The sequence below is a fragment of the Nisaea sp. genome (assembly GCF_040217065.1).
Lineage (GTDB): Bacteria > Pseudomonadota > Alphaproteobacteria > Thalassobaculales > Thalassobaculaceae > Nisaea.
This window is the reverse complement of the sequence record NZ_JAVJNX010000009.1, coordinates 1-19,858: the sequence shown is the minus strand read 5'-3', so window position 1 is coordinate 19,858 and position 19,858 is coordinate 1. Positions and strand designations below refer to the sequence as shown.

At 61.8% G+C, this 19,858-nt stretch carries 21 protein-coding genes and 1 tRNA gene; 7 read left to right on the top strand and 15 right to left on the bottom strand.

Annotation, left to right across the window (positions count from 1 at the left end):
- Positions 1-12 precede the first annotated feature (12 nt).
- Positions 13-1,296 (bottom strand): phosphopyruvate hydratase, encoded by a 1,284-nt coding sequence (gene eno / locus RH950_RS12380; RefSeq protein ID WP_350057162.1) that lies wholly within the window; start codon positions 1,294-1,296, stop codon positions 13-15.
- Positions 1,297-1,460: 164 nt separating this feature from the next.
- Here eno and RH950_RS12375 point away from each other — a divergent pair, with 164 nt between their 5' ends.
- The gene (locus RH950_RS12375; RefSeq protein ID WP_350057160.1) at positions 1,461-1,934 is read left to right on the top strand and encodes a cupin domain-containing protein; all 474 of its coding nucleotides are present in this window, start codon (positions 1,461-1,463) and stop codon (positions 1,932-1,934) included.
- A 186-nt stretch (positions 1,935-2,120) separates the two neighbouring features.
- Positions 2,121-2,558 (top strand): glyoxalase superfamily protein, encoded by a 438-nt coding sequence (locus RH950_RS12370; RefSeq protein ID WP_350057158.1) that lies wholly within the window; start codon positions 2,121-2,123, stop codon positions 2,556-2,558.
- Positions 2,559-2,651: 93 nt separating this feature from the next.
- Here the strand turns inward: RH950_RS12370 and RH950_RS12365 are convergent, their stop codons facing one another.
- From RH950_RS12365 to tpiA, 5 genes are all read right to left on the bottom strand, one after another.
- Positions 2,652-4,055, bottom strand: coding sequence for a tetratricopeptide repeat protein (locus RH950_RS12365; RefSeq protein WP_350057157.1), 1,404 nt, complete (start codon positions 4,053-4,055; stop codon positions 2,652-2,654).
- A gap of 16 nt (positions 4,056-4,071) precedes the next feature.
- On the bottom strand, positions 4,072-4,914 hold the full coding sequence (gene kdsA / locus RH950_RS12360; RefSeq protein ID WP_350057155.1) for a 3-deoxy-8-phosphooctulonate synthase: 843 nt from the start codon (positions 4,912-4,914) through the stop codon (positions 4,072-4,074).
- Between the two features lie 34 nt (positions 4,915-4,948).
- Positions 4,949-6,583 (bottom strand): CTP synthase, encoded by a 1,635-nt coding sequence (gene pyrG, locus RH950_RS12355; RefSeq protein ID WP_350057153.1) that lies wholly within the window; start codon positions 6,581-6,583, stop codon positions 4,949-4,951.
- 102 nt (positions 6,584-6,685) lie between these two features.
- Entirely contained in the window at positions 6,686-7,006 is a 321-nt protein-coding gene (secG, locus tag RH950_RS12350; protein WP_350057151.1) for a preprotein translocase subunit SecG, read from the bottom strand.
- Positions 7,007-7,126: 120 nt separating this feature from the next.
- The gene (gene tpiA, locus RH950_RS12345) at positions 7,127-7,873 is read right to left on the bottom strand and encodes a triose-phosphate isomerase (RefSeq protein WP_350057149.1); all 747 of its coding nucleotides are present in this window, start codon (positions 7,871-7,873) and stop codon (positions 7,127-7,129) included.
- 175 nt (positions 7,874-8,048) lie between these two features.
- Between tpiA and RH950_RS12340 the strand changes: the two genes are divergently transcribed.
- Both RH950_RS12340 and trpE read left to right on the top strand, forming a co-directional pair.
- Positions 8,049-9,968 (top strand): SurA N-terminal domain-containing protein, encoded by a 1,920-nt coding sequence (locus RH950_RS12340; RefSeq protein WP_350057147.1) that lies wholly within the window; start codon positions 8,049-8,051, stop codon positions 9,966-9,968.
- On the top strand, positions 9,968-11,476 hold the full coding sequence (gene trpE, locus RH950_RS12335; protein ID WP_350057145.1) for an anthranilate synthase component I: 1,509 nt from the start codon (positions 9,968-9,970) through the stop codon (positions 11,474-11,476). Before RH950_RS12340 ends, trpE begins: the two co-directional genes overlap by 1 nt.
- Positions 11,477-11,552: 76 nt before the next feature.
- Here the strand turns inward: trpE and RH950_RS12330 are convergent, their stop codons facing one another.
- A complete protein-coding gene (locus tag RH950_RS12330; protein ID WP_350057143.1) occupies positions 11,553-12,758 on the bottom strand; it encodes an MFS transporter in 1,206 nt (401 codons plus the stop codon).
- Positions 12,759-12,905: 147 nt separating this feature from the next.
- Between RH950_RS12330 and RH950_RS12325 the strand changes: the two genes are divergently transcribed.
- Positions 12,906-13,178, top strand: a complete 273-nt coding sequence (locus tag RH950_RS12325; RefSeq protein WP_350057141.1) for a hypothetical protein — start codon at positions 12,906-12,908, stop codon at positions 13,176-13,178.
- 74 nt (positions 13,179-13,252) lie between these two features.
- Positions 13,253-13,741 carry a hypothetical protein gene (locus RH950_RS12320; RefSeq protein WP_350057139.1) on the top strand — a complete coding sequence of 163 codons (489 nt, stop codon included), beginning with the start codon at positions 13,253-13,255 and terminating at the stop codon, positions 13,739-13,741.
- A gap of 40 nt (positions 13,742-13,781) precedes the next feature.
- Here RH950_RS12320 and RH950_RS12315 read toward each other — a convergent pair.
- The 7 genes from RH950_RS12315 to RH950_RS12285 all read right to left on the bottom strand — a co-directional run bounded on the left by RH950_RS12315 (position 13,782) and on the right by RH950_RS12285 (position 18,409).
- Positions 13,782-13,858: transfer RNA gene (locus RH950_RS12315), tRNA-Pro, on the bottom strand.
- A 97-nt stretch (positions 13,859-13,955) separates the two neighbouring features.
- On the bottom strand, positions 13,956-14,471 hold the full coding sequence (locus RH950_RS12310; RefSeq protein ID WP_350057137.1) for a MerR family transcriptional regulator: 516 nt from the start codon (positions 14,469-14,471) through the stop codon (positions 13,956-13,958).
- 20 nt (positions 14,472-14,491) lie between these two features.
- Positions 14,492-14,803, bottom strand: a complete 312-nt coding sequence (locus RH950_RS12305; RefSeq protein WP_036553124.1) for an integration host factor subunit alpha — start codon at positions 14,801-14,803, stop codon at positions 14,492-14,494.
- A 244-nt stretch (positions 14,804-15,047) separates the two neighbouring features.
- Positions 15,048-16,034 (bottom strand): beta-ketoacyl-ACP synthase III, encoded by a 987-nt coding sequence (locus RH950_RS12300; RefSeq protein ID WP_502889768.1) that lies wholly within the window; start codon positions 16,032-16,034, stop codon positions 15,048-15,050.
- A complete protein-coding gene (gene plsX / locus RH950_RS12295; protein ID WP_350057135.1) occupies positions 16,031-17,095 on the bottom strand; it encodes a phosphate acyltransferase PlsX in 1,065 nt (354 codons plus the stop codon). The genes RH950_RS12300 and plsX overlap by 4 nt, the downstream gene beginning before the upstream one ends.
- A gap of 142 nt (positions 17,096-17,237) precedes the next feature.
- Positions 17,238-17,795 (bottom strand): YceD family protein, encoded by a 558-nt coding sequence (locus RH950_RS12290; RefSeq protein ID WP_350057133.1) that lies wholly within the window; start codon positions 17,793-17,795, stop codon positions 17,238-17,240.
- Positions 17,796-17,869: 74 nt separating this feature from the next.
- Complete coding sequence (locus RH950_RS12285; RefSeq protein WP_350057131.1) at positions 17,870-18,409, bottom strand: ubiquinol-cytochrome C chaperone family protein; 540 nt, start codon at positions 18,407-18,409, stop codon at positions 17,870-17,872.
- 225 nt (positions 18,410-18,634) lie between these two features.
- Between RH950_RS12285 and RH950_RS12280 the strand changes: the two genes are divergently transcribed.
- Positions 18,635-19,087, top strand: a complete 453-nt coding sequence (locus RH950_RS12280; RefSeq protein ID WP_350057129.1) for an outer membrane protein assembly factor BamE — start codon at positions 18,635-18,637, stop codon at positions 19,085-19,087.
- Between the two features lie 86 nt (positions 19,088-19,173).
- Here RH950_RS12280 and RH950_RS12275 read toward each other — a convergent pair.
- On the bottom strand, positions 19,174-19,858 hold a 685-nt coding region (locus RH950_RS12275; protein WP_502889767.1), incomplete at its 5' end, for a hypothetical protein.

The window sequence follows — 19,858 nt, the reverse complement described above, 5'->3', positions numbered from 1 at the left end:
ACGCCAATTTTATCAGGCGCGCGGGCCGAGAGCCGCACGGCCGGCGTAACGGGCCGCCGGGCCAAGGTCCTGCTCGATCCGGATCAGCTGGTTGTACTTCGCCATCCGGTCGGAGCGCGACAGCGAACCTGTCTTGATCTGGCCGGCATTCACGGCGACCGCGAGATCGGCGATGGTCGAATCCTCCGTCTCGCCGGAGCGGTGCGACATGACGGTGGTGTAACCGGCCTTGTGGGCGGTCTCGCAGGTTTCCAGCGTCTCGCTCAGGGTGCCGATCTGGTTCACCTTCACCAGAATGGAGTTGGCGGCGCCCATGGCAATGCCCTCGCGCAGGCGGGCCGGGTTCGTGACGAAAAGGTCGTCGCCGACGATCTGCACCTTGCCGCCGATCCGGTCCGTCAGGGCCTTGAAGCCGTCCCAGTCATCCTCGGAAAGCGCGTCCTCGATGGAGACGATCGGGTAGCGGGCACAGAGATCCTCGTAGAGATCGATCATGCCGCCGGCATCCAGGGTCTTGCCCTGCCCGGCCAGCACATACTTGCCGTCCTTGGAGAATTCCGTCGAGGCCGGGTCGAGCGCGATGGCAACATCGTCACCCGGCTTGTACCCGGCCGCCTCGATGGCGGACATGACGAAACCGAGGGCTTCCTCCTCGCTCTTCAGGTTCGGCGCGAAACCGCCCTCATCCCCGACATTGGTGCTGTGACCGGCCTCGGAGAGCTTCTTCTTAAGCGCATGGAACACCTCGGCGCCAACCCGCACAGCATCCGCCAGGCTGGGTGCGGACACCGGCATGATCATGAATTCCTGGAAATCGATCGGGTTGTCCGCATGCGCGCCGCCATTGATGATGTTCATCATCGGTGTCGGCAGCAGATGGGCGAAGGCGCCGCCGATATAGCGGTAGAGCGGCATCTCGTGATCTTCGGCAGCGGCCTTGGCGACGGCAAGACTGACGCCGAGCATCGCGTTTGCGCCGAGGCGCTCCTTCTTGTCGGTGCCGTCGAGATCGAGCAGGGTCCGGTCGATTTCAATCTGCTCACTCGCATCCATATCGTAGAGCGCATCGAAGATCTCGCCATTCACCGCGTCGACGGCCTGCAGCACACCCTTGCCGCCGTAACGCCCGGGATCCTGATCGCGCAGCTCCAGAGCCTCATAGGCGCCTGTGGAGGCCCCCGACGGCACGGCAGCGCGGCCCATGGCGCCGGTCTCGAGGGTCACATCGACCTCGACAGTCGGATTGCCGCGGCTGTCGAGAATCTCGCGTCCGGTGATATCGACGATGGCGCTCATGGGATTGTTCTCCAGAATGACGGTGATCGGATCTGAAATCGCCGGAAACTCCGGCGGGAAGAGGCATACTCGGCGCGGCGCGCGGTTGCAATGCCGTCGCGGTGATTTTGTGTGAGGACGACAGTCCCGTATGCTGATTTCAACATTCAATGGGAGAGACAAGAATGAGCAAACCGGCAAATCCGGCCTTCGACCCGATGCATGTCCCGGCGCGGATCGGCAGCAGTTATCCCGCCCCGTTCCAGGAGGGCTGCGAGCGGCGCGAAAAGCGCCAGCTCGGCGATTTCGGCGGGCTGGTCAATTTCGGCGTGAACCTGACTACCGTGCCGCCGGGACAGGGCTCGGCCCTGCGCCACTGGCACACCATGCAGGACGAGTTCATCTACATCGTCTCGGGGGAGCTCACTCTGATCACCGATGCGGGCGAGCAGGTCCTGACCTCCGGCATGTGCGCCGCTTTCCCGAAGAACAAACCCGACGCGCATTGCCTGGTGAACCGGTCCGATGCGCCGGCCAGCTATCTCGAAGTCGGGGACCGGACACCGGGCGACCAGGTGGCCTATCCGGGTCTCGATCTCAGGGTCGACTGGGTCGATGGCGACCATCAGTTCCAGAGAAAAGACGGCACGCCCTATTGAGGATCTGTTGACTTGAGCGCCCCTGTCGGTATTTTCCGCAAACGGGCCGAGGGATGCCCGCCGCTCGCGGCACTGCCACGGTGAAACCCTCATTGTTCAGATGATCAAACCGATGTCACCGGCATGCGGGAATGGCAAGGCGAGCACCATTCACTTTCCGCATGCCGCGTGAATGAAAGGTTTGTCATGTCCGACACCGAAACACTCCCCTCCATCGAGGATCTGAAATACAGCGCCGGCGAATTGCGCCGGGATCTCGCGGCACAGGGGATCACGCTCTCCCACAGCCAGTCCCTTGAGCGGATCGCCCACGATATGGGCTTCAAGGACTGGAACAACCTGTCGGCGGCAGCTGGCCGGCCGAAGGACCGGAGCCCGGTCACACAGGGCGATCGCGTCACCGGCCGCTATCTCGGCCAGCCCTTCACGGCAACCGTCCTGGATGTCAGAGCCGCCGAAATGCACGCCCGCTTTCGCGTCACCCTGCATTTCGACAAGCCGGTCGACGTGGTCTCGTTCGAGAGTTTCTCGTCCTTCCGCCAGCGCGTCAGCTGCACGATGACGCCGGAGGGCAGAACGCCACAGAAAACCTCGAACGGAGAGCCCCAACTGGTGCTGTGCTGAGGCACATGAATGACGGCCTTTTCCCCACAACCCCGTCATCCCGATGAAAATCGGGATGACGGCGATAGTGATGGCGAAAATAGGGGGCTGTCGTCAGGCCTGCGCGAGCAACTCGTCCGCGCGGGCCTTGGCGCTAGTCGCCTCGGGAGTATCTCCAAGCGCGTCCCCATAGCGTTGCCAGCTCCAGGCACTGTGCGGTTTGCGGGTCGTCCGCTCGGCCAGCAGGGCGCGGGCGATCCGCGGATCGTTGCCCTTCAGGCTGGCATCCACGAGCATTTCCTCGAACACATCGCGTTGGGCGTGGCTGCCGCCGATCAGGCGGATGTCGGAGCGTACCGGCCAGATCAGGGACACGGCGCGGGACGGGTTGCCGGTGCGGATGGCGGTCATGGCGTCGGCCAGGGCGAGGCCGACCTTTTTCGTGACCTTCGCCTGGGTCTCATCCCGGGTACCCTCATCGTCCGCATAGGCGCGCAGCTTCTCGACCAGCACGCCCGCTTCCTCCATCCGGCCGGCGCCGAGCAGCGCCATCAGGTAATGCAGGCTGACGAAGACCAGCTCGTGATCGTCCAGATGATTCTTCGCGAGTTCCGCCAGGGCGGCCCAGCGCTCCGGCCCGACCTTGATGCCGTAAAGCTCCAGGCGCCAGAGCAGGGCCGCCGCGTTCACCACATCGAGATACTGGTCCGCCTCAAGGTCGCTGGCGACCTGCCTGTCATAGAGTTCCAGAACGGTGTCGAACTCGTAGCGCTCGAGATGGAACAGCGTGCGGTGCCACCAGACATGGAAGCGGAAATTGTGAACGCTGCTCCAATGCGGCTCAAGGCCCTGGATCCAGTCGATCCCCTCCCGGTGCCTGCCTTCCATCTCCATCACATGGGCGACGGCATGCACGCTCCAGGCGTCTCTTGGATCGATATCGACAGCCTCGCGGGCCATCCGCTCGCCCCGGCGGTAATCGCCGGACTCTTCCAGCCCGAAGCCGTACATGCCGATCAGGTTGCCGTAGAGCGGATGGGTTTTGTCCCAGGAGGGCAGAACCCGGGCGACGCTGTCCCGCATCTTGGCGCCTTCACCGGCATAGAAATGGGCGAAATGGGCGAGCCGGAGCGCCAGCATGTCGGTCGGATGGTCGAGCAGGATCTCTTCCCAGGCTGCCGCCGCCCCGTCGATATTCCCGGCGCACCAGGCGTCAAGGGCCGAGAGATGCCCCTGCTCCCGATCGGTGATCGCGACCTTTGCGGACAGCTCTTTCGCCATGCCGAGCGAAATGTCCGCCCGCAGCGCCATGGCCTTGGTCCCAAACAGCTTCATGAAATAGCCCTTGGTCACATGGGCCAAGGGCATATCCGGGTCGCTGGTCAGTGTATCCTTCAGACGGTCGCCGGTATCGCGGGTGAATCGGACATAGCCCTCCACGGTCCCGCCGAACGCCGCCGCGGCTTCCTCTGAGGCCGCAGTGACTGAAAGTCCGAGACCGTCCGAGTAAACCGGCATGACGTGCTCCTGAAGGTTATTCGAGTGAGATGGGATTCGCTTTCGCGAGACTGTCGAACGCCTTCAGAGTTTCGAGCAGGACGCGCATTTCCGCAAGGGGGACCATGTTCGGCCCGTCGCTCGGCGCGCTCATCGGATCCTGGTGCGTCTCGATGAAGAGACCCGCAATGCCGAGCGAAATGGCCGCGCGCGCCAGCACCGGCACGAATTCCCTCTGGCCGCCGGAGGTGCCGCCCTGCCCGCCCGGCTGCTGCACCGAGTGGGTGGCATCGAAGATCACCGGATAGCCGGTGGCGGCCATGGTCGGCAGGCCGCGCATGTCGCTGACCAGGGTGTTGTAGCCGAAGCTGGTGCCCCGATCCGTCAGCAGAATGTTCTCGTTGCCGCCGCTGGCGACCTTTGCCGCCACATTGGGCATGTCCCAGGGCGCAAGAAACTGGCCTTTCTTGACATTCACCACCTTGCCTGTCGCGGCCGCAGCCAGCAGCAGGTCGGTCTGGCGGCACAGAAAGGCGGGGATCTGCAGGATGTCGACATGCGCGGCGGCAATGGCGCAATGGGACGGCTCATGCACATCCGTCAGCACCGGACAGCCGAACCTCTCGCGAACCTCGGCCAGGATCGGCAGGCCCTTATCCATGCCGATACCGCGATCGGAGCCGGCACTGGTCCGGTTCGCCTTGTCGTAGGAGCTTTTGTAGATGAAGCCGATGCCGAGATCGTTGCAGAGGCCCGTAAGCGCCTCCGCCATCTCCATCGTATGCTCGCGGCTCTCCATGGCGCAGGGGCCGGCAATCAGCGCAAAGGGCTTGTCGTTCGCGAAACTGACGGGCCCGACAGAGACGGTCTTCGCAGTCATGGGGTTCTCCACAGACGCCGCACGGCGCCCGCCCCTAGACGAGACGGGACTGGGTGACGGCGGCTTCGATAAAGCTGGTAAAGAGCGGATGCGGATCGAACGGCTTCGACTTCAGTTCCGGATGGAACTGCACGCCGATGAACCAGGGATGGCCAGGCAGCTCGACGATCTCCGGCAACTCGCCATCCGGCGACAGGCCCGAGAACCGCAATCCGGCCGCTTCCAGCGCCGGCTTGTGGTTGATGTTCACTTCGTACCGGTGCCGGTGACGCTCGCTGATCATCTCTGTGCCGTAGATCTCGCGCACCTTGGAATCGGCAATCAGACTGCAATCATAGGCGCCGAGGCGCATGGTGCCGCCGAGATCGCCATCCTCCGCACGCTGTTCCGTCTCGTTGCCGCGCACCCATTCCGTCAGCAGGCCGACAACAGGAAGCTCACACGGGCCGAACTCCGTCGAGCCAGCGCCTTCCATCCCGGCCAGCGCGCGAGCGGCTTCGATCACCGCCATCTGCATGCCGAAACAGATCCCGAAATAGGGAACCTTGTGCTCGCGGGCGAAGGTGACTGCCTTGATCTTGCCCTCGGCCCCGCGCTCACCGAAACCGCCAGGCACCAGGATGCCGTGGACATCTTCGAGCCGGTGAATGGTGTCGTCCCGCTCGAAGATCTCGCTGTCGATCCACTCCAGTTCGACCTTCACCTTATTGGCGATACCGCCATGGGTCAGGGATTCGGCAAGCGACTTATAGCTGTCCAGCAGGCTGGTATATTTGCCGACAACGGCGATCTTCACCATTCCTTCCGGATTTCGGACGGTGTGGGTGATATCTGTCCAGCGCGACAGGTCCGGCTCCGGCTCACCCTCTTCCAGCAAGCCGAAATGGCGGCAGACCTCAACGTCGAAGCCATCATTATGGTAGGCGACCGGCACGTGATAGATCGAATCGACATCAAGCGCCGGGATCACGGCTTCCGGACGGATGTTGCAGAACAGGGCGATCTTGCGGCGCTGTTCGGCCGGAATCTCGAACTCGGAGCGGCACAACAGGATGTCGGGCTGGATCCCGACGCTCTGCAGCTCCTTCACCGAATGCTGGGTCGGCTTGGTCTTCAGCTCGCCCGCCGAGGCAATCCACGGCACCAGCGTCAGATGCACGAACAACGAGCGCTCGCGACCCAGCTCGTTGCCGAGCTGACGGATCGCCTCGAGAAACGGCAGGCTTTCGATATCGCCGACCGTACCGCCGATCTCGCACAGCACGAAATCCTCGTCTTCGAGGTTCGACTTGCAGAATTCCTTGATCGCGTCGGTAACGTGCGGAATGACCTGGATCGTGGCGCCGAGATAGTCGCCACGCCGCTCCCGCGAGATCACGTCCATATAGATCTGGCCGGTGGACACGCTGTCATTCCTGGTCGCGGAGACCCCGGTGAAGCGTTCGTAATGGCCAAGATCGAGATCGGTTTCCGCGCCGTCGTCGGTGACGAAGACTTCGCCGTGCTGATACGGGCTCATAGTGCCCGGATCCACGTTCAGGTAAGGGTCGAGCTTGCGCAGCCGGACCTTGTAGCCGCGGGCTTGCAGGAGCGAGCCGAGAGCCGCCGAGGCGAGACCTTTGCCGAGGGAGGAAACCACGCCGCCGGTGATGAAAATAAAGCGAGACATGGAGCTGCGTTATATCCGAATTGATGAAACTGACATAGACAAAACGCGCCCGTTCGCCCGCCCGTTTTCGAGCGGGGCGCGAAACACGCCGGAAACTAAGAATTATTCAGAGACCGGAGCCGCAGGACCGGTCGGAATAGCGGGCTCTGAACTGACAGGAACCTGGTCGGCAATCGATCCGCGGGTGTTCGTCTCCGCGAGAATCGCCAGCAGGATGCTGGTACCGAAGAAGCAGGCAGCAAGAATTGCCGTGCTCCGGGTGAGCAGGTTCGCGGTGCCCCGTGCGGACATGAAGCCGCCCATGCCGCCTCCTCCTCCGCCGCCGCCGATGCCGAGCCCGCCACCTTCGCTCCGCTGCAGCAGAACGACAATGACAAGGGCCAAAGCGATCATCAGGTGAACGACAAGCAGGACTTCGATCATGATTCTTTCCAGGCTCTCGTCCGGCGCGGCATCTGAACCGCGCGGCGGACAGCAGAATGATTTAAGCGGGGTTTTAACTTCCCTACCTTCGCTTGGCTAGGGCGAATTCGCTCCAGCCTGTTACGCCACCGCCGCGGCAATGGCGAGAAAATCCTCCGCCTTGAGGCTGGCGCCGCCGACAAGGGCGCCGTCAACATCCTCAAGCGCGAGTATCTCCGCGGCATTTCCCGGTTTAACGGAACCGCCATAGAGCAGCCGAAGGGCGCCCGCCCCATCGAGCATGCGTCCGGCAACATGCCGCATATGGGCATGCATGGCGGCGATATCATCGACAGTCGGTGTGCGTCCGGTCCCGATCGCCCAGACCGGCTCGTAGGCGATCACGATACCGCTTTGCGATGCGCCGTCAGGCACAGAGCCGAGAATCTGCCCGCCGACAATTTTTTCGGCCTCTCCCGAGTCGCGCTGGGCCTCGGTCTCGCCAACGCAGATGATCGGTGTCAGGCCGGCGGCAAGTGCCGCACCGGCCTTTGCCTTGACGGTCGCGTCGTCCTCGCCGTGATCCGCCCGCCGCTCGGAATGACCGACAATCACATAGGCCGCGCCGAGATCCTTGAGCATAACCGCCGCGATATCACCGGTATGGGCACCGCTATCCCGCATGTGGCAATCCTGAGCTCCGAGCGCGACGGCACTGCCTGCAAGGACTGCCGAAACGGGCGCCAGCAGGGTGGCGGGCGGGCAAACCAGCAGGTCTGCGGCCATGCCCGGCTTCAGTCCGGAGGCCAGCGCAGCCGCCAGCGCCTCGCCTTCGGCGCGCAGCATGTTCATCTTCCAGTTTCCGGCAATCAGGGCACGGCGGGTCATCTCGATCTGTTCCCTCGGGCTTGAATAAAGAGCTGGTCCGGCTTAGCACACAAGGCCTCTCCGAGGGAGGCCGGAAATCATCGCAGAATTGCGAGTTGCAGCGACGATTGCGCCGCTTCTATTATGCGCCTCCCCGATGGGGGCCGTGAAACCCGAAAAGGCCGCGACTTTACTCATGCTTCAACTGATCCGATCCCGCGTCACATCGATCTTCGTCAAGGCGCTGTTTGTTCTGCTGATTGCATCCTTTGCGGTGTGGGGCATCGGCGATATTTTCCTCGGTTCTCCAACCGGCAAGGCCGCCATCGAAGTCGGCGGGGTTGAAATCACAACCGCCGAGGTGCTGGACGAGTTCGAGCGCGTGCGCCGCACGACGGGCCTGCAGATGACGGCGCAGGAAGCTGCCGATATCGGTGTGCTCCAGCAGGTCATGGAAGATCTTGCAAACCGTGCCCTCTTCATCGCGGAAAGCGACGATCTCGATCTTGCCGTCGGCGATGACCTGGTCCGCCAGCGCATCGGCGAGATGCCGGCCTTCAAGGACCAGACGGGCCAGTTCAACCCGGACCTGTTCCGCCAGGTGCTTTACCGGGCCCAGCTGAGCGAAGACGGTTTCGTGCGGTTGCTGCGTCAGGAAATCATGCGCGACCAGATCGTCAACGCGGTAACTGCCGGTTTCGACGCGCCGGGCGTTGAGGCCGATCTGCTCTACCGCTACCGCAACGAGCGCCGCGTTGCCCAGCTGGTCACCCTCGACGTCAAGAGCCTGCCGGAGCCTGCGGCCCCGACCGAGGCCGAGATCGACAGCTTCTACAACGAGAACAAAGAGAAATACCGGGCGCCGGAATATCGCTCCGCGACCGTTCTTTCGCTGACGTCCGATGCTCTGGCATCGGATATCGAGATATCGGACGACCGGATTCGCGAGTCCTATGAGGTGCGTCTTGACGAATACAGGACTCCGGCACAGCGCACGGTCGAGCAGATCTTCCTCGCCGACAAGGAGACCGCCGACGCGGCCGCCGCGGCCCTGAACGAAGGGCAGAGTTTCGAGACCGTCGCCAAGAATATCGCGGACCTGCCGTCGGGCGCCCTGTCCCTCGGAACCGTCACCCGGACCGACCTCGAAGGCACGGCGCTTGCCGACGCCATTTTTGACGCCGCCCTGAACATGCCGACGACCCCGGTCCAGAGCGATCTCGGCTGGCACATCTTCCGCGTGACCGAGATCACCGACGAGAGCACGCAGCCCTTCGAGGATGTGAAGGCGCAGCTCAAGACCGATCTGGCGAAGAATGATGCGCTGGACCGGATCTTCGAGATCGCCAACCAGATCGAGGACGCTCTGGCCGGTGGCGCCACCATCGAGGAAGCGGCGAAAGCTGTTGATGTCGATGTGCAGACCTTTGCCGCACTGGACAACCAGGGCCGTGATACGGAAGGGAATCAGGTCGATGGAATTGCCCGGGATCAGGGCTTCCGCACAACGCTCTTCAACACGCCTCTGAATGACCAGAGCCAGCTGGAGGAAACCCGCGACGGAGGCTATTTCATCCTGCGCGTTGACGGCATCGCTGAATCCGCCATCCGCCCGTTGGATACGGTGAAAGCCCAGGTGACCCTCAACCTTATGGAAGAGCGCCGGGCCGATGCGAATCTGGCACGGGCGCAGGAACTGGTGAAGGCATCGTCCACGGTTGGCCTTTCCACCGCGGCTGAGCAGGCCGGATTTACGGTTGTCACGACCGAGCCCTTCACCCGCACGGGCAATGGCCTGCCGGAAAACATGCCGGCGGATGTCGCTGACATCGTTTTTACATTGAAGGCCGGCGATATCGGCATGTCTGAAGACCTGAGCCAGGTCATCGTGGCTGAACTGACAGAAATCAAGGGTGCCGACAGCACCTCCGATGCCGTTGAACCCCTCGGACGCCAGGTGACGGCGGGTATCGCCGCGGATGCGGTCGCGCTGCTGGTCACGGCCCTGCGGGAGAGCCATGACGTTTCCATCAACCCGGCCCTGCCGCTCAGCGTCATCCAGGGTGTGGATCAGAGTGGCGGGACGTTCTCGCAGCAGAGCGGCGGACTGTTCTGATGCAGGTTTCCCCGGAGCTCACCCCGTTTTCCAGGAAGTATGCGGACGGGGCTCCGCAGATCGTCTGGACAACGCTTGTTGCGGATATGGAGACCCCGGTCTCCGCCATGATGAAACTGGCGGAACGGCGAGCGAATGCCTTCCTTCTGGAATCCGTCGAGGGTGGCAGCGTGCGCGGGCGGTTTTCGATCATCGGCCTGCGGCCGGACGTGATCTGGCGCTTCAAGAAGGACAAGGCGGAAATCAACCGGCAGGCTCGGATCGATCCGCACGCCTTTGAGCCCTGCGCTGAAGACCCGCTCACCTCCTTCCGCAGTCTGCTCACGGAATCGGAAATCGACCTGCCGGAAGGCTTGCCGCCCATGGCGTCCGGTCTGTTCGGCTACATGGGCTATGACGCGGTCCGGCTGGCAGAGCGCATTCCGGACGACAATCCTGACGATCTTGGCGTTCCCGACGGGCTTTTCCTGCGCCCGACGGTGATCTGCATCTTCGACCGGCTTGAGGACATTGTCACCATCGTCACCCCGGTCCGTCCGAGCGAGGGTCTGTCCGCCGGAGCCGCCTATGATGCGGCACGCGCTCTGCTGGCCGACGTTCTGCAGGATTTCGACCGGAACCTGCCCTATACCCGTCAGGGTGTCGGCGACGCAGCGCCCCTGCCGGAGCCCGCCTCGAACACGACGCATGAGGAATTCCACCAGATGGTGGAAAAGGCGAAAGATTATATCGCCGCCGGCGACGCCTTCCAGGTGGTGCCGTCCCAGCGCTTCTCGGTGCCGTTCAAGCTGCCGCCGCTGGCGCTTTACCGCTCCCTGCGACGGCTTAATCCCTCACCGTTCCTGTTCTATTTCGATTTCGGCGATTTCTCGATCGTCGGATCTAGCCCGGAAATTCTGGTCCGGGTGCGGGATGGCGACGTCACGCTGCGTCCCCTCGCCGGCACCCGCAAGCGCGGTGCGACGGCAGAGGAAGACAAGGCTTTGGCGGAAGAGCTGCTGTCGGATCCGAAGGAACGGGCCGAGCACCTGATGCTGCTCGACCTCGGCCGGAACGATGTCGGGAGGGTCGCCAAGATCGGCACGGTCAAGGTGATCGAGCAGTTCGTCGTCGAGTATTACTCCCACGTCATGCACATCGCCTCACACGTCGACGGCAAGCTGCGGGACGAGCTGGACGCGGTCGACGCCCTCTGGGGCGGTTTCCCAGCCGGAACGGTTTCCGGCGCCCCCAAGGTTCGGGCGATGGAAATCATCGACGAGCTGGAGAAATCCCGGCGCGGCGTCTATGCCGGCGCGGTCGGCTACTTCAGTGCCAACGGCTCAATGGACACCTGCATCGCCCTGCGCACGGCCGTGGTGAAGGACGGCACCATGTACGTCCAGGCGGGCGGCGGCGTGGTCGCGGACAGCGACCCGGAAGCCGAGTATCAGGAATCCGTGAACAAGGCCCGCGCCCTGTTCCGTGCTGCCGAGGAAGCTGTCAAATTCGCCGCCCGTACCGGCTAAGAAAATGTTTCACAGCGCCTTCAAAGCCAGAAAAATCCCGTGAAACAGTCACTTACAGCGCAACTCTGAAGCAATTCTACTCGGCTGGCTCGGGTGCGATTTCGGGCGCATTGGCGATCTCTTCGCTCGGCAGAAGCACCGCGGCAAGCAGCGCGGTCAGCGCCAGCCCACCCAGGATCAGGAACAGCCACTGGAAATCGCCGGTCGCGCTGTAGACCCAGGCGAGCAACGGCACCGCTCCGGCCGAAACCCCGAGCGTCAGCAGGAACTTCACCCCGAATGCCGTGCCCCGCCAGGCCGGCGGCGTGAAGCGGGCAAACAGTGCATTCTCCGTCGGCACGGCAATGGTGTTCGACAGCACCATGCAGATCGCGACCGGAAACAGCAGCCAGCCATGCAGCGACGCCACGATCACCAGGAGCGGGATCTGCAATACCCAGGCGATGACATAGACCCGCTTCATGTTGAACCTGTCGGCCAGCCATCCGCCGGCGATCTGCGCTCCGCCTGAGCAGAGATAGATGGCCGAGACCAGCAAGCCGATGCCCATCAGCCCTTCTCCCGAGCCAAGGCGGTCTTCGAACAATTTGGGCAGGGCAAAGGACGTCGCCTGGTAGATCAGTCCGGAGCAGCATACCGTGACGGCCAGAGCGAGGGCGCCGCGCCGCATGTCCTTGCGGGACGCTTCGGAGGCTGTCGGCGCGCCCTTGCGGGTGTCGCGCTCCACCCATCCCTTCCAGGTTCCGACGGCAAGAAACAGGCCGGTCAGCACGCAGATGATCCCGGGAAGAATGAAGGCCAGGCGCCACGAGCCCATATCCGAAAGCACAGCGGCTATCAACGGAGCGGATCCAACTCCGAGACTGCCGAAAACACCGTTGATGCCAAGCGCCTTGCCGCGATTCGTGACGTGCCGCACAACCCAGGCAATGCCGACCGGGTGATAGATCGAGGCGAAAAAGCCGATCGCCGTCAGGCCGGCCGCGATCTGAAACAATGATGTGGCGCACCCGGTAAGGATCGACATGGTGCCCGTGCCGAGGAAGAACACCACCATCATCCCCGTCGCGCTCCAGCGATCTCCGAGATAGCCCGCCGGAATGGCGCACAACCCGAACAACAGGTTACCGAGGAACATCAGCCCGATAAGTTCATGATACGGCGCATTGAAGACCGGCTGCAGGGCAATCACCGCTGTCGGATAGAGCAGCATGAAGAAGTGCGAGTAGAAATGCCCGATGCTCGAGAAACCGAGCGAAAGACGGTCCGAGAGAGGACTCATGACAGTTGATCCTGAAGGATTCGAACGGCCAATCGTCGCAGTAAGACCAGACCGCTACAACTCTTCTTTGTGCATTTGACTCATTCCAGCAGGCATTTACGATATCATCCGACATGTTGCGGAACCGGATTGCCGGGAACACAGATAATGCCGACTGCCCCCGAACCATCGATATCAGCCAAGGACAAGCGGCCAACGAAAGCGCAACTTTCCTGGCTGGCCCGAGGACGCGATGAGCCCGGCGGCAAACTTCCGCTCTTCACCCCGGCAGGCCAGCGGGTCAATGACCGCATGGTCAAATCATGCCTCGCCCATGGCTGGGCAGAACCATGGTTCGAGAATCCTCTGAAGCCGAACTGGCTGGTGTGTAAACTTACCGACGCGGGCCGCGCCGTCCTTGCCGATGCGAATGCCGATTGATCGCCCCAAACGCGTTTTTCGCGTCCATTTTCTGAAGCACTGAAATCCACGCGAAATGCGTTGAGGGAGAGGGAATGACCCTTGAGGAATATCTGAGCACCGTTATCGGCAGCAAACCCGGTCAGTGGCGCGCCTCGAACGTTCCGACATTCATGCACCGTATTGTTCCGTCTCGCACGCCGGGGTCGGATTTCGAGCTGCAGGAACATAATGTGTTGCTGAACTTCACCGAGGATATCCGGTTCTCCATGGCCTGGGGACTGGTCGCGGACAGAAACTACAACGAGCCGTGGCTGGAAAAACTGGCGAACAAGCGAGCCGACGTTGTCATGCTCGACCTGCTGTTCAACGGCGCACTGGTCTATCGGGAAAAGCTGGTCGCGGCGGACAACTGGCGCTGCATCCTGCCCCAGCCGCTAAAATCCGAGGCCCCGCCGTACAAAGTGCCCGAGCGGCGCATGCAACTGGCCCGTCTGGTGCACAGCCTGGTAGGTCCGGACACCAGCTTCGGCACTTATTTCAAACGCGTCGGCATGGTCCCCGCGGACATTCCGTGGCCGTAGGGCCTGCCCGCATCGCCGCCAGTCTTGGATTTCAGGAATTTGGTCGGAGCGGCGGGATTCGAACCCACGACCCCTTCACCCCCAGTGAAGTGCGCTACCAGGCTGCGCTACGCTCCGACCGATCTGGAGGGGTTTCTCTAGCCCGTCAGACCGGCGGAAGCAAGCACCGTGAACTCTCACTGACGGACAAAAGGATGTACAGGTCAAACGACCTCTAGCGACGCACCTTGTCCAAGGCTTTTTTAAGGGATTGCAGCTCACCGAGAGCCGTGCGGACCTCCTGCAGAGCGTCCGTTCCAATCGGTGGGGATGTTGCCTCGTATGCGTCCTGAATGGCGGCTTCGAGCGGCAGGGTCGGTTCTGTCTCTTCGGTCGTGCGGGCGGAGGACGGACCCGGGATCTCCGGGTCGTATTCACCGCCTTCACCATGCCTCAGCGCGGCACGCGCACCGCCGTCCTTAAGCAGCTTCTGGACGCCCTTGATGGTGTAGCCGTCCTGGTACAGTAGGGCCCGGATACGGCGCAGCAGCTCCACATCTTCCGGCCGATAATATCGGCGTCCACCGCCGCGTTTCAGCGGCCGCACCTGTGAGAACTTGGTTTCCCAGAAACGCAGGACGTGCGGAGGCACTTCCAGATCGTCCGCGACTTCGCTGATCGTTCGAAAAGCGGAGGCCGACTTGCCGTTCCTACGACTCCCAGTGCTTTGATGGTCGGTCTGCATAGCCATAAGGCGTCATGCCTCCGTACTCACCCGGCGTCGCCGCCAAGCCCTTCGTTGATCCGATTCTTGAGGACGTGGGAAGGCCTGAAGACCAAGACTTTACGCGGCAGGATTGGAACTTCCTCACCGGTCTTCGGATTACGGCCGATACGCTCCCCTTTCTGGCGCACCAGAAAGCTTCCGAATGACGAGATCTTGACAACCTCGTCACGAGACAAGGATTGCGCGATTTCTTCGAGAACAGATTCAACCAGCTCGGCAGACTCATTACGAGAAAGACCGACTTCCTGATACACCGCTTCGCTCAATTGTGCCCGTGTAACCGTCTTACCAGTCATTAGCCACCCCCATCCTAGAAAGTTCAAGGTATCGCGGAAATTCGGGACAGTCAATTAATCTACTTATTACAGGAATTTGGAGCGGTTTTCTGAACTAATGTCGAACCGCAGACCGGCCAGCCCCCGGTCCCCGGCCCCAGAATTCGAATCGGCCCCTATCACTCTGATTCGCCAGAGATTTACGGTACCGGGGATTATTACTGAGAGAGCAATTCAGGGTGAATTTCTGTCCACAATGCCGTATTCACGGCGCCCCGATTCGAACCAGTCCGGCGCCCCATACGAGGCCGCCGCCGATGGCTTCGAACAGTACCAGGTTGCCATTCTTGACACGCCCGTCCCGGACCGCCTCAGCCAGCGCAAGCGGGACCGACGCCGCCGAGGTATTGGCATGCCGGTCAATTGTCGAAACCACCTTCTCTTCAGGCAGTTTCATTTTCTGGGCCATGCTTTTGATAATGCGGCTGTTCGCCTGATGCGGGATCAGCCAGTCAACGGCCGAAGAGTCGAGGCCATTGGCGGCGAGCGCCTCGTCGATCACACCTGACAGCTTCGACACCGCATGCCGAAAGACTTCCTGCCCGGCCATTCGGACATGTCCGACGGTCTGGCTCGAAGACGGCCCGCCATCGACATAAAGAACGTCACGGTGCCGGCCATCGGAATGCAAATGGGTCGAGAGGACGCCGAAGTCGCTACACGCCTCGCTATCGTCCGGGGACCGCAACACGACGGCACCTGCACCATCGCCGAAGAGGACGCAGGTCGTCCGGTCTTCCCAGTCAAGGATCCGGCTGAACGTCTCGGCCCCGATCACGAGCACCGCGCGCGCCTGACCGGCCTTGATGAAATTGTCCGCTGTTGCAAGCGCATAGATGAAACCGGCGCAGACGGCCTGGATATCGAAGGCTGCCCCATGGGCCATGCCGAGCTTAGCCTGGACCTTCGTCGCGGTCGACGGAAAGGTATCGTCCGGGGTCGTTGTGGCGACGATGATCAGGTCAATGTCGTCAGCGGTCATTCCGGCATGCCTGAGTGCGTCCCGCGCTGCATGCAGAGCCAGGTCGGAGGTGAATTCACCATCCGCCGCAATGTGGCGTTGCCTGATCCCGGTCCGCTTCGTGATCCACTCATCGGAGGTATCGACGGTCAGCGAAAGTTCGTCATTCGTCACCAACCGCTGCGGCAAGTAGGAGCCGCAGCCGACCAGCAAAGACTTTTTTAGAATCATGAAGCTACCGATGTCTGACGTGTCAGGGCCGCGCTCTCCGGATTCCCATAAAGCGCGATCTCTTCTTTTACTTTGTCCAGGAAGTCGTAACGGCACATATCGGCGGCAACGCAAACAGCATTGGCGAAACCGAACTCGTCGGTGCCGCCATGGCTCTTTACACTGATACCATTCAGGCCAAGGAACACCGCGCCGTTATAGCGCCGCGGATCAAGTCTCTTGCGCATCTGTTCCAAAGCCCCCCTGCACAGCAGGTAGCCAATCCGCGCGGACCAGGACGAGCTGAAGGCATCGCGCAGAAACTGGGTAATCATCCGCGACGTGCCCTCGGCCGTCTTGAGCGCGATATTGCCGGAGAACCCGTCCGTGACGATGACGTCGACCGTTCCGGCCGTAATATCGTCGCCTTCGACAAATCCGATAAATTTGAAATTGTCAGATTTCGTCTCACGCAGCTTGGCCGCCGCGCCGCGGACCGCTTCGCTGCCTTTCTGCTCCTCACTGCCGACATTCAGCAAACCGACGGTCGGTTTGTTGAGGCCGAGCACCATGCGGGCGAAAATTTCTCCCATCAGGGCAAACTGGAACAGATTCTCGGCATCGCAATCGACATTGGCGCCGAGATCCAGCATGCAGGTTTCCCCGCGCTTGGTCGGAAAGAAGCTGGCTATAGCCGGCCGCTCGATGCCAGGACACATGCGCAGAACGAATTTCGACATGGCCATCAGCGCGCCGGTGTTTCCGGCGGACACGATCCCGTTCGCGGCGCCTTCGGCAACCTGGTTGATCGCAATGCGCATGCTCGAGTCGCGGCCGGACCGCAGGGCCACGGATGGTTTTTCCGACGCACCGACTTCCTTGTCCGTATGGATCAGAACGTAATTGCTGTTACGCAGCCGTTTCGTCTTCTCGATCAACGGGCGCACCTTGGCTTCATCACCGACCAGAATTAACTTGAGGTCAGGCAACCGCTCCAGAGCGATATCCGCTCCGCGAACAACAATTTCAGGCGCGTTATCGCCGCCCATAGCGTCCAGGGCCAGTGTTGGACCGTCTACCATATGTTCGACATCATCCAGGCTGAAGACGCAGCCGACAGGGTGCGTTTCGAAGCCTTTCGGCAGTTGGCCTCCCGCATATGCACGTCACGGGAAGGCAGGTGATCGAGGGTCATATGCAATGGTTCACGAAAATTCAATATTTTTAGTCCCCATTTTGCAATCTTTCCCGCATTTCCGACAGGACCGAGAACGGGTTTTCCTTTTCGTCCTCTTCGTCATCATCCGCCCAGATGACGCCGTCCGGAGCGTTTTCTTCCCCCGGTTTCCGAGGATGCTCGACCAGCAACAGTGCTAAATTCTGGGAGAGCACCTCGCCGAGGTCAAACCCTCCATCTTCAATCAATCCCATATTTTCGTCGTCAGGTGTGAGCTCGATTTCCATATCGGTTTCCGGCGCCGCTTCCTGGCTCAGGATTTCCGAGAAGGTGTCATCAATGAAGGCATTGAACGGTTCAAGCGACACCACGGACCGGTAGGAGAGCCGGGCCGCGATCGTGCCTTCAATCCGAACCGCTCTGTCCCGCGCAAGGCGTGCGATTTTGACCTTGGCCCGCAGTGCGGCCATGGCCGGCAGACCGAACCGCTTAGCCAAAGCCGTCAGCTCATCCGGGGAGGCCTCGATATCGACATGGGTGACCCGTTTCTTCAGGTCCTTGATCAGGACCGGGCGGGAGAGCTCGATGTTCTGTGTGTTTTTCATGAGACGCGCACAATATGCCTCGGGATGCTCTGCCTCAAGTACTACGGCAGAGCGGATATTCGTCGCGGCAGGGGTCACGGTGCCGCGAAGGTGATTTTGCCCGCTGTGATCTCCGCAACCGGCAGCGCGTCGAGATACGCAGCCTGCCTTACAACATAGCCTGCCATCAGCGCGCTTGCGGGCTCGGCGCCCGTCTCTCCGCGGAAGAGGTTGCGGAAGAGGGCATCAGCCAGCTGCTGCTCCCCGTCGCCGGCCACGGCTTCAAGGCCAAGCCGGTAGGCATCCAGCCGGCCGTAGAACGCCTTTCCCATCTGCTTTACTCTCTTTCCGACCGACATGTCGCTGACACCGATTTCCCGGAGCGACTGGTCGAGATCGACGAACAGGGTATCGAACAGTGCCTGCGAAAAGCGGTCCGATTCGGCCCGGTCGCGCTGCAGGCGGAGCAAGACAAGTGCAACATGCAGAACCAGCACGTCAAACCGGCCGTCAAGCGTATCCGGCACGCCGTAACGGGTGTAAAAATCGGCCCGGCGCGCCTGCTGCACGATGGCCTGATAGCCTGACGCGGCCGCATCGGCCACTTCATCGCGCTTGAAAATTTTGCTGAACACGCGGAAACATCCAAATCCGGTTTGAGATGGCGGCAAAATGGCGCTGTGAGCCCTCGCCGTCAACGCTGGGTCGTCAACGCTGGCTAAGAGGAATGTTGACCTTGGCTCCGGCGGTGCCCAAATTGACGCCAGAAAGCCGGGCAGCGCAGTCATCCCGCGCGTTCACGCGAAGTTCACATGCCGCGCGAGACCCCAGGCAATGACGAGACGTAACGGAGACATTGAGTGAGCCGCATTCCGTTCTGGCGCGCCGGACTGGCCTTTCCCCTGGTTGCCTTGCTGCTTCTGGCATGCACGCCGAGGGTCGAAATTCACGGCAACCTGGTCGACATCGACAATCTCGCGGCCATCGAGCCCGGCAAGAGCGACAAGGGGCGCGTCCTGGCCCTGCTCGGCTCGCCCTCCACGGAGAGCGAGTTCGGTCAGGAAACCTGGATGTATATTGCCAGACATACGGAACAGTCAGCCTTCCTCCCCGAAGAGGTGATTGAACAACGCGTGATCTATATCGCCTTCGACGAAAATGGCGTTGTCGACAGTATCGGCCGTCTGAACAAGGAAGACGGCAAGCAGATCGAATATGTGAACCGGCAGACCGAGACGGCGGGGCAGAGAATTTCGATCCTGCAGCAGCTCTTCGGCAATATCGGGCGGTTCAATCAGGATCTGAATCAGTAGGGTCGAGGGGCCACCCGAAACGTCGGGCCCCCGGCTGATTTCTCATGGCTGGCGGACCAGCTACAGCAAGGCAGCAGGCCACGCGCCTACCGCCAGTGCTCGGCCACCCATCCGTGCGGAACCTGGTGTGGCTTCGGCACCGTCGGAAAGGTCACGATCTTCGCGCCGGTCCGCGCCAGACCGGGCGATTCGAGATCCGGCTCGAGCGATTTATACAGTCGTATCGGCCCACGCGGGAACACATCGATCCCGGGCATGCATTCCTCCAGCCAGTCCTGATCGCCGACCAGCCGGCCGGCGTCACTGCTCCTGAAGCGGTGATGGACCGGCGCGGCAAATGCCCGGTCGAACAGCATGACCGAAGAGTTGAAGCCCGGTATGAAGGCATGTTCAAGGACGTGAAAACCGACCGTCAGCCCCTCGATGAAGCTCAAGTCGCCAACGATGACCGTGTCCAGGTCGAGATAGAAGACCGTCCGGTCCGCGAACGGCATCTGCGGATCGAACAGGGCCAGCTTCGTCCACCATCCCCGGGTCGCGATCGTCGATATGTCGATGATGCCGACCTCAGGGCGAAGGTCGCGCGGGTCGTCGGTCAGGCAGACGAACCGCCAGTTCCCCGGCAGGTGACGGCGCACCATCGCGTACAGGCGATTGACATAGTCCGCCCCGTATTTCGTCCCGTGCTTGACGCAGGCGACGGTCAGCTGATCCAGCTCGACCGGGCGCGCGTCCCGGCTTAGCGATGGCGGCCCGTCGCGCAACAAGGCG